Annotated in this window: 14 protein-coding genes; 3 read left to right on the top strand and 11 right to left on the bottom strand. The window is 58.3% G+C overall.

The window, feature by feature from the left end; all coding sequences use genetic code 11:
* Positions 1-35 precede the first annotated feature (35 nt).
* The 8 genes from era to rpoZ all read right to left on the bottom strand — a co-directional run bounded on the left by era (position 36) and on the right by rpoZ (position 6,915).
* Positions 36-977 carry a GTPase Era gene (era, locus tag QA648_RS03905; protein WP_283049726.1) on the bottom strand — a complete coding sequence of 314 codons (942 nt, stop codon included), beginning with the start codon at positions 975-977 and terminating at the stop codon, positions 36-38.
* 28 nt (positions 978-1,005) lie between these two features.
* Entirely contained in the window at positions 1,006-1,725 is a 720-nt protein-coding gene (rnc, locus tag QA648_RS03900; RefSeq protein ID WP_104822511.1) for a ribonuclease III, read from the bottom strand.
* Positions 1,722-2,468, bottom strand: a complete 747-nt coding sequence (gene lepB, locus QA648_RS03895) for a signal peptidase I (protein WP_283049723.1) — start codon at positions 2,466-2,468, stop codon at positions 1,722-1,724. The genes rnc and lepB overlap by 4 nt, the downstream gene beginning before the upstream one ends.
* 115 nt (positions 2,469-2,583) lie before the next feature.
* Positions 2,584-2,988 (bottom strand): holo-ACP synthase, encoded by a 405-nt coding sequence (gene acpS / locus QA648_RS03890; RefSeq protein ID WP_283049721.1) that lies wholly within the window; start codon positions 2,986-2,988, stop codon positions 2,584-2,586.
* A gap of 40 nt (positions 2,989-3,028) precedes the next feature.
* Entirely contained in the window at positions 3,029-3,616 is a 588-nt protein-coding gene (locus tag QA648_RS03885; RefSeq protein ID WP_104822508.1) for a DUF2062 domain-containing protein, read from the bottom strand.
* 229 nt (positions 3,617-3,845) lie between these two features.
* On the bottom strand, positions 3,846-3,995 hold the full coding sequence (locus QA648_RS03880) for a DUF3563 family protein (RefSeq protein WP_104822507.1): 150 nt from the start codon (positions 3,993-3,995) through the stop codon (positions 3,846-3,848).
* A 190-nt stretch (positions 3,996-4,185) separates the two neighbouring features.
* Positions 4,186-6,411, bottom strand: a complete 2,226-nt coding sequence (locus QA648_RS03875; protein ID WP_104822506.1) for a bifunctional (p)ppGpp synthetase/guanosine-3',5'-bis(diphosphate) 3'-pyrophosphohydrolase — start codon at positions 6,409-6,411, stop codon at positions 4,186-4,188.
* Between the two features lie 99 nt (positions 6,412-6,510).
* On the bottom strand, positions 6,511-6,915 hold the full coding sequence (gene rpoZ / locus QA648_RS03870) for a DNA-directed RNA polymerase subunit omega (RefSeq protein ID WP_104822505.1): 405 nt from the start codon (positions 6,913-6,915) through the stop codon (positions 6,511-6,513).
* 311 nt (positions 6,916-7,226) lie between these two features.
* Here rpoZ and QA648_RS03865 point away from each other — a divergent pair, with 311 nt between their 5' ends.
* Positions 7,227-7,811 (top strand): NYN domain-containing protein, encoded by a 585-nt coding sequence (locus QA648_RS03865; RefSeq protein WP_283049718.1) that lies wholly within the window; start codon positions 7,227-7,229, stop codon positions 7,809-7,811.
* A gap of 343 nt (positions 7,812-8,154) precedes the next feature.
* Here QA648_RS03865 and smpB read toward each other — a convergent pair whose 3' ends face one another.
* A complete protein-coding gene (gene smpB / locus QA648_RS03860) occupies positions 8,155-8,634 on the bottom strand; it encodes an SsrA-binding protein SmpB (protein WP_028753433.1) in 480 nt (159 codons plus the stop codon).
* Between the two features lie 138 nt (positions 8,635-8,772).
* Positions 8,773-9,657, bottom strand: coding sequence for a 4-hydroxy-tetrahydrodipicolinate synthase (dapA, locus tag QA648_RS03855; protein ID WP_104822503.1), 885 nt, complete (start codon positions 9,655-9,657; stop codon positions 8,773-8,775).
* Between the two features lie 218 nt (positions 9,658-9,875).
* On the opposite strand from dapA, the gene QA648_RS03850 reads away from it, so the two are divergent.
* A complete protein-coding gene (locus QA648_RS03850; RefSeq protein ID WP_283049716.1) occupies positions 9,876-11,930 on the top strand; it encodes a lytic transglycosylase domain-containing protein in 2,055 nt (684 codons plus the stop codon).
* Between the two features lie 84 nt (positions 11,931-12,014).
* Complete coding sequence (locus QA648_RS03845; protein WP_283049715.1) at positions 12,015-12,905, top strand: alpha/beta hydrolase; 891 nt, start codon at positions 12,015-12,017, stop codon at positions 12,903-12,905.
* Positions 12,906-13,033: 128 nt separating this feature from the next.
* Here the strand turns inward: QA648_RS03845 and QA648_RS03840 are convergent, their stop codons facing one another.
* Positions 13,034-14,128 carry a porin gene (locus tag QA648_RS03840; protein ID WP_104822500.1) on the bottom strand — a complete coding sequence of 365 codons (1,095 nt, stop codon included), beginning with the start codon at positions 14,126-14,128 and terminating at the stop codon, positions 13,034-13,036.
* Between the last annotated feature and the right edge of the window lie 359 nt (positions 14,129-14,487).

Raw genomic sequence — 14,487 nt, 5'->3', positions numbered from 1 at the left:
TCGTGAGGTAAGACACTCAACGGGGAATTGTTCCCTCAGCGCGGAAACTCAAGTCCCATTTCGCGGAAGCGTTCCGGATCGTCGCCCCAATTCTCACGCACCTTGACGAAAAGGAAAAGGTGCACCGGCTGTTCGAGAATTTCGGACAGTTCCTTGCGAGAGGCCGTTGAGATCGCCTTGATCGTTTCGCCTGATTTGCCCAGCGCAATCTTCTTCTGGCTTTCGCGCTCGACATAGATCACTTGCTCGATCCGAACCGAACCGTCCTTGCGCTCTTCCCATTTTTCCGTTTCGACGTGCGAGGAATAGGGAAGCTCCTGATGCAGGCGCAGGAACAGCTTTTCGCGGGTTATTTCGGCGGCGAGCTGACGCATCGGCAGGTCTGAAATTTGGTCTTCGGGATAATACCAAGGACCCTCCGGCAGGGTCTTTGCCAGATAGTCCATAACATCGTCGCAGCCCGAACCGTTTTCGGCCGAAATCATGAAGGTCTGCTCGAAGGCGATCTTCTCGTTGGCGGCGGCGGCGAGCGCCAGCAGGTCCTCGCGACGGACGCGGTCGATCTTGTTCAAAACAAGGATCTTTGGCTGGGAAACTTCCTTCAATCCTTCGAGAATGGCTTCGGCATCGCCGCGTATTCCGCGCTCGCTGTCGATCAGGAGCATGATGAGATCCGCATCCTTGGCGCCGCCCCAGGCTGATGTCACCATGGCGCGATCGAGGCGCCGGCGCGGCTTGAAGATGCCGGGCGTATCCATGAAGACGATCTGCGCATTGTTGTGGATGGCGATGCCACGCACGATGGCGCGCGTCGTCTGCACCTTATGGCTGACGATCGATACTTTGGCGCCGACGAGCCGGTTGACGAGCGTCGACTTGCCCGCATTGGTCGGGCCGATGAGGGCCACGAAACCCGAATGCGTAGGGCCGATATTTTCAGCCGCACCTTCGCCGGCCAGGTCTTCCTGATTGGTCATTTTTTCCGTCATTTCTAGGCAGTCATTTTCATTTTTGAAGAGACTGGGGCTGCCATACACCTTCGCGCTCCAAAATCCGTGTCGCAGCCACCTGCTCGGCGGCGCGCTTGGAGCGTTCTATCCCGGTCTCGGGCGCCGTTCCCGCCACTTCCACCGTTACCGTGAAGCGGGGATCATGATCCGGTCCGCTGCGGTCATCAACCCTGTAAACGGGCGTGACGCCGAATTTCGCATGCGCCCATTCCTGCAATTCCGTCTTGGCATCGCGTCTGGCACCGTCCGCACGGATAGCCCGGCGCTCCCAGTAGCGCAGGATGAATTTGCGCGCCACCTCGAGGCCACCATCGAGATAGAGCGCCGCAATAAGGCTTTCCACCACATCGGCGCGCACGTTCAGCATGCGCTTGCCGGTCAACTTCTTTACATCGGCGCCCGTGCGGATGAAGAGATGCAGTTGCATCTCATCGGCGACTTCGGCGCAGGTCTCGGCGCTGACAAGCTGGTTGAGGCGCACCGAGAGCTCGCCCTCGGTCGCCGTGCCAAAGGTCTGAAAAAGGAGCTCTGCGATGCAAAGGCCGAGAACCCGGTCGCCGAGAAATTCCAGCCGCTCATAGTTGCCGGCCTTATGCGTTCGGGCGCTGGCATGCGTCAGAGCCCAGTCGAGGCGCCCCTTCTCAGCGAATTCGTGGCCTATGACGGCTTCAAGCCTGACACGATCCGCCTGCGGGAGCGTCTGGGTCTTCGTCATTCGACAACCTTGAAGATGCGGTCCCAACGCATGTTGGTCGGCCATTTCCAGATTTCGCGGAACGAGGTGTCGTGGCCGAGCGAGAAGAAAATAACGCTGGCACGGCCGATCAGGTTCTCAGCCGGCACGTAACCGACGTCGAAACGGCTGTCGTCGGAATTGTCGCGGTTGTCGCCCATCATGAAATAGTTGCCCGGCGGCACGACATATTCCTGGGTGTTGTCACCACGCGACGTCTGCGACAGATCGAGCGTGTCGTAGACCTTGCCGGTATCCGGCAGGCGCTCGCTGTAAACAGGGATGTCGTCGCCCGGCTCCTGGCTGTAATCCGAGGCGAAGGTTCCGTGCGGCTCCCGCGGGACAGCCTGGCCGTTGATGTAGAGGATATCGTTCTTCACCTGAATACGGTCACCCGGCAGGCCGATGACGCGCTTGATGTAATCGACATCCGGATTCGGCGGGAAGCGGAAGACCACGACATCGCCGCGCTTGGGTTCGCTGCCGAAAATGCGGCCGCTGAACAGATCCGGCGAGAAGGGCAGAGAATATTTCGAATAACCGTAAGCGAACTTATTGACGAAGATATAGTCGCCAACAAGAAGCGTAGGCATCATCGAGCCGGACGGAATGGTGAAGGGTTGAAATAGTACCGTGCGGATGATCATGGCCAGGACTAGAGCCTGTACGATGACCTTGATGTTTTCCCACAGGACATTCTGCTGTTTTTCGGCTTTCTCGGACACGCAGTCTTATTCCTTTTTCGCACCCCACCGGCGCACTTCACTTTCAGGCACTCTCTATCCGCTTCATACCACGGCGGCAATGGCGCAGGTATTAAAAGCGACACACGGTCGTCATTCAGCCCGCAATCGGCAGTGCTTCGATGATCACAAAGGCCTGAGCGAGAGGGAAATCATCGGTTATCGTCAAATGAATGGCGGCGCGATGATTTTCCGGCAGTATCGCCGCCAGCCTTTTGGCCGCACCGCCCGTCAACTGCATGGTCGGCTTGCCGCTCGGCAGGTTGACGACGCCCATGTCGCGCCAGAAAACGCCCTGCGCCAGACCTGTACCAAGTGCCTTGGAGCAGGCTTCCTTGGCAGCGAAGCGCTTGGCGTATGACGCAGCCTTGTTCTTGCGCCCTTCGGATTTGGCGCGCTCGATATCGGTGAAGCAGCGTTCGGTGAACCGTGTGCCGAAGCGTTCGATCGACTTTTCCACGCGGCGGATGTCGATAAGGTCGCTGCCTATCCCGATAATCATGAGAAGGCCCTCCAGCCAGCCGCTACGGCGCCGCGTTCCGTCAGACGCTCGACGCGTTCTCGGCAAGGGCCAGGCGTTCGCGCGCCCGCTCCATCAGCCGGGCCTTGCGGCGGCTCTTGAAGCTCTTCACGCCATAATAGGTCAGCGCATAGACGACGACGCCCGTGACGATTGCCGGCGGAATGCCGCCGATCAGCATCGGCTTCAGGATCGGGTCCCAAATCTGCAGCAGATCGCCCTTATGCCACAGCGCCGGCAGATCGACGCCACCGCCCTGACCGCCGCTATCGCGCGCCAGGATCAGATGGCCGATTTCCCAGGTGAGGCCCCAGATGAAAGGATAGGTGATGGGATTGCCGGCCGCCAGACAGCCGAGCGCGGCCGCGATCACGTTACCGCCGACGACATAGGCGATGATGATCGCCATGATGAAATGCACGCCGATAAACGGTGTCCAGGATACGACAATGCCGGCGGCAAAGCCCGCGGCCACCGAATGTGGCGACGCGGCAAGGCGCACCAGGCGTTTCCCAAAATATTGGAACGAGCGAATGAAACCCTTGCGGGGCCAAAGATGCTCCCGCAATTTTTCACTCAGCGTCAGTGGTTTTCGGCGGCGAAATAACATGCGGCTTATCTAGTGCAGGGAGGGCCGTCATGACAAGAGCGGCAAAGCGTATCTTGCGTCGATTATCCGGCCGCAGCGCCTGTACTCCTCAGAGTGCCACATGTTCAAGGAACATCAACGGGCCACTCCAGCTTTATTTGAGACTGAACATCCTGTCTGCTTTCGGCGGGATGCCCCAAAGGCGCAACAACAGGTACGCCCCTTCCCATTTTGCAAGTATTGTCAGCGATTAACGCTGGCGGAAGATACCGCGATCGACCTGACGCTGACGATATTCAAGGTCAAAACGGTCGTGCGAACCATTCAGATAGGCCATTTCACGTTCTTCAGCACTCGGAACGCGCAGGGCGCGGGCGAATTTCTTGATAGGACCAAACATTGTCTTACTCATCTCTGTTTCGTTTCTTCGATGACCAGAAGATAGGCGTGACAAAAGTTAATTACCACAGCTCGAAAATAGAAGCAGCCATGCGTCAGGCGCATGTCTTAGGCCGAACTTAGGCAAATATGATCATTAAATGATCACAAACTATGCAATCGGCTTTCAATCGAGCCATCGCGAAAGATAATTATTCGTAAAGCCGCTTCACGGTGGCAATGCAATCCAGCTCCTTGAGCTGCACCAGGAGCTGATTGAGCTGGCGCAGATCCCAGACTTCGACATCCAGCGCCATCTCGGTAAAGTCGGCGGCAACGCGCACCGTGTTGAGAAGGCGGATGTTAACGTCGATGTCGGCGACCGTCTGCGCGACCTTGGCTAGTGTTCCCGGCTCGTTCAGCGCATTGATCAGAATGCGCGCGGTGAAGCGGGACTTGTTGGCCTCATCCAGATCCCAGCGTACGTCGATCCATCGCTCCGGCTGGTCGTCGAAACGCTGCAGGACCGGTGACTGGATAGGATAGATGGTGATGCCCTTGCCCTTTTCCATGATGCCGACGATACGGTCACCGGGAACGGCACCGGTCGGAGCGAAATGCACGTCGACATCCGCTGCTAGGCCGCGGATCGGCAGGGCATCCACGCCTTCGACGCTGGCGGCGAGATCGGCCTTGGTCTTGCCGGGGATCTTGAAGATCATGCCGGAGGCGCTGCGGACATTGAACCAGCCTTCGTCGCCGGCGGGCTTGATCGTGACGCGCTCATCCTGATGATCCGGATAGACGGCCCGCAACACATCGAGCGATGACATCTCCCCTCGCCCGACAGCAGCAATCGCGTCCTCGACATCCTTCTGGCCGAGGCGGTGTAGCGCCGGCTTCAGAGCTTCACGCGAAAAGACCTTGCCGGCGCGCTCGAAGGTGCGCTCCAGAATGCGGTGGCCGAGGCCGGCATATTGCTTGCGGATGGCAAGGCGCGTTGCGCGGCGAATGGCGGCGCGCGCCTTGCCGGTCACGACGATCTCTTCCCAGGCAGCCGGCGGCACCTGCACGCCAGAGCGGATGATCTCAACTTCATCGCCATTGGAGAGGCGCGTCACCAGCGGCATGATCCGGCCGTTGATCTTGGCGCCAACGGTGGTGTCGCCGATATTGGTGTGGACGGCATAGGCAAAATCGATCGGCGTCGCGCCGCGCGGCAGGGCGATCAACTTGCCCTTCGGCGTGAAGCAGAAAACCTGATCCTGGAACAGTTCCAGCTTGGTATGCTCCAGGAATTCTTCGGGGCTGTCGCCTTCGGCCAACGCCTCGATGGTGTGGCGCAGCCAGGAATAGGCATTGCTTTCGCGCGATAGCAGTTCACCATCGCCATTATTGTTGGTGCCGTCCTTATAGAGCGTATGGGCAGCGATGCCGAATTCGGCGATCTCATGCATGCGCTTGGTGCGGATCTGCAGCTCGATGCGCTGGCTGGACGGGCCGACGATAGTCGTGTGCAGCGAACGGTAGTCGTTCTGCTTCGGCGTGGAGATATAATCTTTGAACCGCCCGGGCACGACGCGCCAGCGCGTATGCACGATGCCGAGCGCGCGATAGCAGGAGGGAACATCATCGACGAGCAGGCGGAAGCCATAGACATCGGAGAGCTGTTCGAAGGAAAGCGATTTCGACTGCATCTTGCGGAAGACCGAATAGGGCTTCTTCTGCCGGCCCTTGACCATGGCGTTGGCGAGGCCGTTGGCAACCAGCAGGTCGCGCAGTTCCGTCTCGATCTTCTTCACCAAACCTTCGTTGCGCCGCGACAGCTCCTCGAGGCGCTTGGTGACCGTGTCGTGCGCCTCCGGATTGATATGGCGGAACGAAAGCTCCTCCAACTCTTCGCGCATATCCTGCATACCCATGCGGCCGGCAAGCGGCGCATAGATATCCATCGTCTCTTCGGAAATGCGGGCACGCTTTTCCGGCGACATGTGGTCGAGCGTGCGCATATTGTGCAGGCGGTCGGCCAGTTTTACCAGGAGCACGCGGACATCGTCGGAAATTGCGAGCAGCAGCTTACGCAGATTCTCGGCCTGCTTCGCCTTCTTGGTGACGAGATCAAGCTTCTTGATCTTGGTTAGCCCTTCGACAAGACGACCAATATCCTCACCGAACAGTTCGTCGATTTCGGCACGCGTCGCGGTCGTATCCTCGATCGTATCATGCAGGAGCGCAACGGCGATGGTCGATTCATCCAGACGCATGTCGGTCAGGATGGCGGCAACTTCGAGGGGATGGGAAATATAGGGGTCGCCGCTGGCACGCTTCTGTTGCCCATGCTTCTGCATCGCATAAACATAGGCCTTATTGAGAAGCGCTTCATTGGCATCGGGCTTGTATTTCTGCACACGCTCGACAAGCTCGTATTGCCGCATCATTCCCAAGCTACTCCCGCAAAATAAAAGCGCGCCAGTCATACGACCGGCGCACGCATTACTTCATCATATCGCTCTTGGTTAGAGCATCAAGCTCGACGATCAGTAATCGTCGCTTTTTTCTGGCGGAACAAGGCCTTCGATACCGGCAAGAAGCTCTTCTTCCGACATCTGATCGAAAGTAACGGCTTCCGGCTGATCTTCTTCCTCATCGCCCGAAGCAGAAGCGACAGCGCCAGCGGCCAGGAGGCTTGCCGGATCGGGCTCTGGCTCGTCGACTTCAACGTGCTTCTGCAGCGAGTGGATCAGGTCTTCCTTCAGGTCATCGGGAGACAGCGTCTCGTCGGCGATTTCGCGCAGCGCAACGACCGGGTTCTTGTCATTGTCGCGGTCGATGGTGATCGAGGAACCCTGCGAAATCAGGCGAGCGCGATGGCTGGCAAGCAGCACGAGCTCGAACCGGTTTTCTACTTTATCAATGCAATCTTCTACTGTGACACGGGCCATTGCCTGTCCTTTGCGGTCGTGATGTCGTCATCATGTCTCGGAGTAGCACGCCCGATACAAGCAAACGATGGCAAATTCAAGTTTTTCCTGCTTCGGGGCTGCCAATCCCTCCACATTGGGCTAAAATTCATTAGACAAATCGCGCATTCAACCTACGATTGCTTGGAATATCATAAATCGTGCCCTAAATCTCGGATATATGAATAATTCATAAAGTAATACGAATTATTCTTGGGCGTCATACAAGACATTGTTTTGACTGCATTTTGGGTAAAAGTAATTGCGTTTTGGTAACAATGGATATGTAAGCGATGTTCGACCCACGCGAAAAAATTGCACTTTTTATAGACGGCGCCAATCTTTACGCTGCGTCGAAAAGCCTTGGTTTTGATATCGACTATCGTAAGCTGCTGAAGGCCTTCCAGAAGCGCGGATATCTGCTTCGCGCTTATTACTATACGGCACTTATCGAAGACCAAGAATATTCCTCGATCCGCCCGCTCATCGATTGGCTGGACTATAACGGCTACAAGGTCATTACCAAGCCGGCGAAGGAATTCACCGACTCCATGGGCCGCCGCAAGATCAAGGGCAACATGGATATCGAGCTGGCAATCGACGCCATGGAGCAGTCGGAAACCGTCGATCACCTGGTCATCTTTTCCGGTGACGGGGATTTCACCACCTTGGTGGAAGCATTGCAGCGCCGTGGCCGCAAGGTGTCCGTGATCTCCACGATGTCCACCCAGCCGCCGATGATCGCCGACGACCTGCGCCGCCAGGCCGATCACTTCATCGATCTTGTATCGCTGAAGGCCGAAATCGGCCGCGACCCCTCCGAGCGTCCACAGCGCCCGGTCGAACCGGCGCCTGCCGCGGCAGAGGCCGAAGAGTAATCCGGGATCGGCGGGAGCGTTCGGTGTTGGCCGTGAAAACCGGCCTTCGCTTTGGCTCAGGGCTGCAATCGATTGACTACTGGCTCTGATTGTCGGCGAGGAATTGCATAGACGGTGCAGCTTTCCGCGTTTGCCGCGGCAGCCGGCCCTTCGCTTTGGCTCAGGGCGTTCGTCGCTGCAATCGATTCACTGCTGGCTCTGATTGTCGGCGAGGAATTTCATAGACGGTGGAGCTTTCCGCGTTTGCCGCGGCGGCCGGCCCTTCGCTTTGGCTCAGGGCGTTCGTCGCTGCAATCGATTCACTGGATCGATTGCTCGGGCTTTGCCCGACCGCTCCTCACCCTCACCCATTATCCTTGAGAAGCCGGTTCTTCTGCCGGTTCCAGTCGCGTTCCTTCTCGGATTCGCGCTTGTCGTGGATCTTCTTACCCTTGGCGAGCGCCAACTCCAGCTTGGCACGACCGCTATCGTTGAAATAAATCTTCAGCGGGATCAGCGTCATGCCTTCACGATTGACAGCGGAGCGCAGCCGGCCGATCTCGCGGCCGGAAAGCAAGAGTTTGCGGCGGCGGCGCGGCTCGTGATTGAAGCGGTTCGCCTGCAGATATTCCGGCAGATAGGAATTGATCAACCAGATCTCGCCGTCCTCATCGGAGGCATAGGATTCGGCGATATTGGCCTTGCCTTCACGCAACGACTTGACCTCGGTGCCTTTCAGCACGAGCCCCGCCTCATAGGTGTCGATGATCTCGTAGTTGAAGCGCGCCTTGCGGTTTTCCGCGACAATCTTCTTCACCACGCGTTGGCTGCCTTTGGGTGCCATGGTTCTTCTTCTTTTCGTGCGTCAATTCCGGCAGCGGCCACCGGCGCGCCAAGGTTTCACCCCTTAAATAAGCGAGACCGCCCTCCTTGTGAAGAGAGCGGTCTTGCTAGAGGATTTCGTGAGAGCGTTGGCTACCCGTCAGTTCAGGAGGCCAGCGTGGCGCATGGCGGCATCGATGGCCGCTTCCGTGCCCGGCTCCAGTGTCGAGAGCAGCGGCGAGCGCACATTGCGGCTCATCCGGCCAAGGCGGGAAAGGCCGTATTTCGCGCCACAGAGCCCCGGCTCCAGGAAAATCGCCTTATGCAGCGGCATCAGTCGATCCTGATAGTCCAGCGCCTTGGCATAGTCGCCGGCAAGGGTCGCCGCCTGGAATTCGGCACAGAGGCGCGGCGCGACATTGGCCGTCACCGAGATACAGCCGACGCCGCCATGGGCGTTGAAGCCAAGCGCCGTCGCATCTTCGCCGGAAAGCTGGCGGAAGTCGTGGCCGCAGGTGATGCGCTGTTCGGAGACGCGCTCGATCTTGCCGGTCGCATCCTTGACGCCGACGATGTTGCCATGCGCCTTGACAAGCGCACCCATCGTCTCCGGCGTCATGTCGACCACCGAGCGGCCGGGAATATTGTAGATATAGATCGGCAGCTTCACCGCTTCGGCAATGGCCGAAAAATGGGCGTAGAGCCCCTTCTGCGTCGGCTTATTATAGTAAGGCGTCACGACCAGAACTGCGTTCGCGCCAACCTTCTCGGCGTGCTGGGCAAGCTCGATTGCCTCGCGGGTATTGTTGGAGCCGGCGCCGGCCATGACCGGGACGCGCTTGCCAGCCACCTCGATGCAAAGCTCGACGACGCGCTTGTGCTCATCATGTGACAGGGTCGGCGATTCACCCGTCGTGCCGACGGGAACGAGCCCGCTGCTGCCCTCTTTGATCTGCCAATCGACATGGGAAGCGAAGGATGCTTCATCCACCTTACCGGCGTCAGTGAAGGGCGTAACGAGTGCGGGAATGGACCCCTGGAACATGCAAGTCTCCTCGCGGCGCCGCTTTCATGCTTCAGCCGCAATCCATGGTTATGAATCCGCGCACCATAGAGCGCTGCCTTGACGGCGACAAGCGCGCTTTCGATGGTAAAGGGCAGTTTCCGATATCATAATTGATTGAAATTCGGGCCAACGCTAAGGTTTCGTTAATATAAACTTCGGCAAATGGAGGGGGCCTGTTTTTTGTCGTGAGTAGCCGGATGAAAAGACCTGTGATGATCTTGACCGCTATGGGCGTGGCGGTCGCATGGAGCACTTTTGCCTCACAGCTTCCCGGCGAGCAGACATCGGCCCCCGAGACGACCGATGTAGCGATGACCATGCCGGATCCGTTGAATACCGGATCAATCCCGCGCGGCTCTGCAATAGCACCCGTCAGCGGCGACCTGAAAGCCGGTCTCGATGCCCTCTCCAGCAAGAACCCGATGCAGGCGCTCGCCATCCGCAACAGCATGAGCCAGGGTACGCTCGACCGTCACATTCTGACCTGGGCGATCGCTACCTCGGGCCAGCCCGGCGTTCCCTCCGGCGAAATCGCCGCGGCGGCGCGTGAGCTTACCGGTTGGCCGGGTCTCGCCAGCCTGCGTGGCAATTCCGAACGCGCGCTTTACGCTGAAAACCCGCCGGCCGACCAAGTGCTTGCCGCCTTTGGCAATACGCAGCCGGAAACACCGGAAGGCGCTGTCATCCTGTCGCGCGCGCTGGTTTCGCGCGGTGCGTCAGTGCAAGCGGCCAAACTCATCCGCAAGATCTGGCGCAATGAGGGGCTCGATAAGTCCTTCGAAGACAAGATCCTTGCCGAATTCTCGAGCCTCCTGTCGCCGGCCGATCATAAGGCGCGCATGGACTATCTGCTTTATCGCGGCCACACAGCACAGGCCAAGCGTTTCGGCGATCTCGGCAGGGCGCAATCACTCTACAAGACCTGGGCGGCAATCAACAATCGTTCCGCCAATGCCGGAACTTTGCTTGCCACTATCGATCCGCAATGGCGCAAGGACCCCGCCTATCTCTTCATGCAGGTCGAGAACCTGCGTCGCCAGGACAAATATGACGATGCCGCCAATCTGCTGATGCAGATGCCGCGTGACCGCAGCGTACTCGTCAATACCAGCCAATGGTGGGATGAGCAGCGCATCGTCAGCCGCGGCCTGGTGGATCAAGGTAAATTCAAAGCCGCCTATCGCATCGTCGACGCCAGCGTCGCGGAGAGTGCGCAGGATGTCGGCGAGGCGGAATTCCATGCCGGCTGGTATGCGCTGCGCGGATTGCAGGACGGCGCGACGGCCGCAACGCATTTCCGAAAAATTCTGCAGATATCGAACGGTCCGATCTCGCTATCGCGCGCCTGGTATTGGCTCGGTCGCTCCGCCGAAGCCGGCGGTCCCGGCAAGGCGGCTGATTTCTATGCCAAGGCCGCCTCTTATCCCAGCACATTCTATGGCCAGCTCGCGGCTGAAAAATTGGGGCGCCGGACGCTGAACGTCACCTACCCCTCGCCGACGACCGAGGACCGGGAGCGCTTCCAATCCCGCGAAGCCGTTCAGGCCATCGCGCATCTCGAAGCGGCAGGTCACGGCTGGCGGGCTGACGCCCTTTACCGGGCACTGGCGAAACAATTGCAGAGCCCCGGCGAGATCGCCATGCTGGCGGCACGCGCCGAGCGCTCCGGCAATCATCAGCTTTCCTTGCAGGTCGGCAAGATCGCCTATGGTCGCGGCGTCGACGTCGCCGCGCTCGCCTTCCCGATCGGCGTCATTCCGGACAATGCCAATATTTCCGGCTCCGGCAAGGCACTCGCCTATGCCATCGCCCGGCAGGAGAGTGCCTTCAACCCGGCAGCAGTCTCCTCCGCCAATGCGCGCGGTCTGCTGCAGCTTCTGCCGAAAACGGCCAAGGCCGTCGCCGGCCGTCACGGCATAGCCTATTCCGCGGACAAGCTGACGCAGGATGCCGGCTACAACGCGACGCTTGGGGCCCATTATCTCGGCGAGCAGATCGACACCTTCGGCGGCTCCTACATCCTGACCTTCATTGCCTACAATGCCGGGCCAAACAAGGTTCCCGAGTGGATCAGCCGATACGGCGATCCGCGTGGCAAATCGATCGACGATGTCGTCGACTGGATCGAGCGCATCCCCTTCCCCGAAACGCGCAACTATGTCCAGCGCGTCATGGAGAATTATCAGGTCTACAAGGCCCGCCTTGGACAGAAGACCGATATCGAGCACGATCTGATCTACGGACGCGGCTAAACTCCGCGACGGCGCCAGCATCATTGTTCAAGACGACAAAATCGCGTTACATCCCTCGTGAAACGCCATCCACGAGGGCTATCCATGCGCAATGACGATGAGAGCGGCTTTGTTATCAGAACAATCACAGCACCGGACGGGCTGAGGCTTTCCGCGCGCGATTACGGCGGCGATTCGCCGGCCTCAAGCCTGCCGCCGATCGTCTGTTTGCCGGGTCTGACCCGCAACTCCCGGGATTTCCACGAGTTGGCGCTGCTTTTGTCGCGGGATCCGGTGGCACCGCGCAGGGTGATTACGCTCGATGCCCGTGGACGCGGTTTATCGGCCTGGGACGACGACAAGAGCCACTATAATCTCGCGGTCGAGGCCCAGGACGTGCTCGCAACCTGTGCCGCGCTGAATATACCAAAGGCCGTCTTCATCGGCACCTCGCGCGGCGGTCTTGTCTTGCATCTGCTGGCGGCAGGCCATCCCGATATCCTGAGGGCCGTCATTCTCAACGACATCGGTCCCGTTCTTGAAAAGGAAGGGCTTGTCGATATCCGCGACTATCTGAACCGCAACAGGAAGCCAGCCAATTGGGACGATGCTGTCGAGATTCTGCGGGAGAATCACGGTCGCGCTTTCACGGCACTTACAGATGACGATTGGCGCGACATGGCTCAGGCGATCTATACGCTCAAGGATGGTAACGTCGTAGCGGATTTCGATCCCGCTATTGCCGTCCAGATGAAGTCGCTCGATTTCGAAACGCCGCTACCGGATCTCTGGCCACAGTTCGAGGCGTTTCAGAACATCCCCTTGATGGTGATTCGCGGGGAAAACTCCAAGCTGCTGACGACAGCCAGCCTAGAGGAGATGGCACGGCGTCATCCCGGCATGACGGCAAAGATTGCTATCGGGCAAGGACACGCTCCGATTCTGCACCTCGGGGAGATTCCGGCCGCGATTCGGCGTTTTCTGGCAACGATCTGAGCTTGCGCACAGCACCAGCGGCACGCATTGCGCAGAATAGAAAAGGCCCGGTTGGGAAAACCGGGCCAATCCTCTTCTGATCGGAGGTCAGATCAGAGTGTATGCTAATTCGGTTTTTGATAACCGAATTAGAAGCTGCGCTGGAAGCGGAGGATACCAGCCCACTGATCCTGGTTTACAGAATCGAAGTTGGTGTAGGTAACTTCCGGCTCGATGAGCAGGTTCTTAACCGGGTTGAACTTGAGGTTCGTCGTGGCTTCGAAGATCTTCGAGTCGGTGTAAGCGAGCTGCACGTTCCACTTCAGCTTGTCGCTGATCTTATAGCCAACGCCACCCCAAACAGCCCAGTCACCCCAGCCGCAGAGGTCGCCACGGCCAACCGGGCAGGCAGATGCGTTCAGGTTCGAACCGGCATACTGGTTCAGCTTGTCGCCGTCGGTGTTCCAGCCGCCCATCAAGAAGGCCGTAAACGCGCCGAAGTCGGCGTCGATACGAGCCTTGATAGCGCCTTCTTCGACGATCGAGTCATAGCCACCGACAACCTTGAAGCCGAAGTTGCCAGCCTTGTAGCCAACGCCGGCAACGACGTTCGGGGCATAGTGGTCAGCCTTGGACTGAACCCAAGCGCCGCCGTAGGAAGACGTATCCGAACCGGAGTTGGAGTCTTCAAGCGAGACGACAGCCTTGAAGCCGTTGCCTGCATCGTAGTTGTAGGTGATCTGGTTCAGTTCGTACGGGCCGTCATAGACCACGTCGTCGTTGATGACGTCGCCGGCATAACCTGCGAACAGGTTGTACTGCGAGTCCTGCTTACCAACCAGGAAACCGCCGAGGCTGATGTTAGCCCAGAGCAGCTTGGTGGTCGTAGCGTTGCCGTCGTTCCAGTCGAAACGATAAACGGTGTTGGTCTTCAGCGGACCGTATTCGGTGTCCGTTGCGGTGTCGACGCTGAGCTGAGCGCGGGTGTGCCAGTAGGTGCCGCGATCGCCGCCCGGACCCGGGTTGTAGGCGTTGTACCAGCCGCCTTCGGTACGGACCATGCCGCCGATCTTGAGGCAGGTTTCGGTACCCGGGATGAAGAAGTAGCCAGCGCCATAAGCGTCGCAGATGCGAACGTATTCAAGCGGCTCCGGCTCGGCAGCAACGACGGCATCGGCTGCGTGAGCACCGGAGACTGCTGCCAGCGCAGCAGCGGAGCCGAGAAGAAGGCTCTTGATGTTCATAATAACTCCAGTTCTAAATATCGATTAGGTATGAGAATTCGCGCCGAGAAATCGACGGGCCCTACCCCACCCCTGTGTTCAAAGTTGACCCCTGATCTGGGAGAACCAAGACGATAAGTCTTGCTTCCGAGTTGGACCCTACAGATCGAATTTTTCAGAGCAATATCAGAGACAAACTATAATCATATGTGACGTTCGTTTCGAATTTCGCGTTGCACAAAAATCACGTCGCAAAACTGTCACATAGTTTCCATGTTCAGAAATTGAACTCTACTAGGCAATACTCTCCGAGAACACTCAAGTTATAAAATCTATACTTAGTTAGTATATTATAAAACAATAAAATACTGAAGCACCGC

This window comes from Rhizobium sp. CB3171 (assembly GCF_029714265.1).
In the GTDB taxonomy this organism is placed as follows: domain Bacteria; phylum Pseudomonadota; class Alphaproteobacteria; order Rhizobiales; family Rhizobiaceae; genus Rhizobium.
The sequence above is the reverse complement of the archived record's forward strand: the minus strand, read 5'-3'. Positions and strand labels throughout refer to the sequence as shown.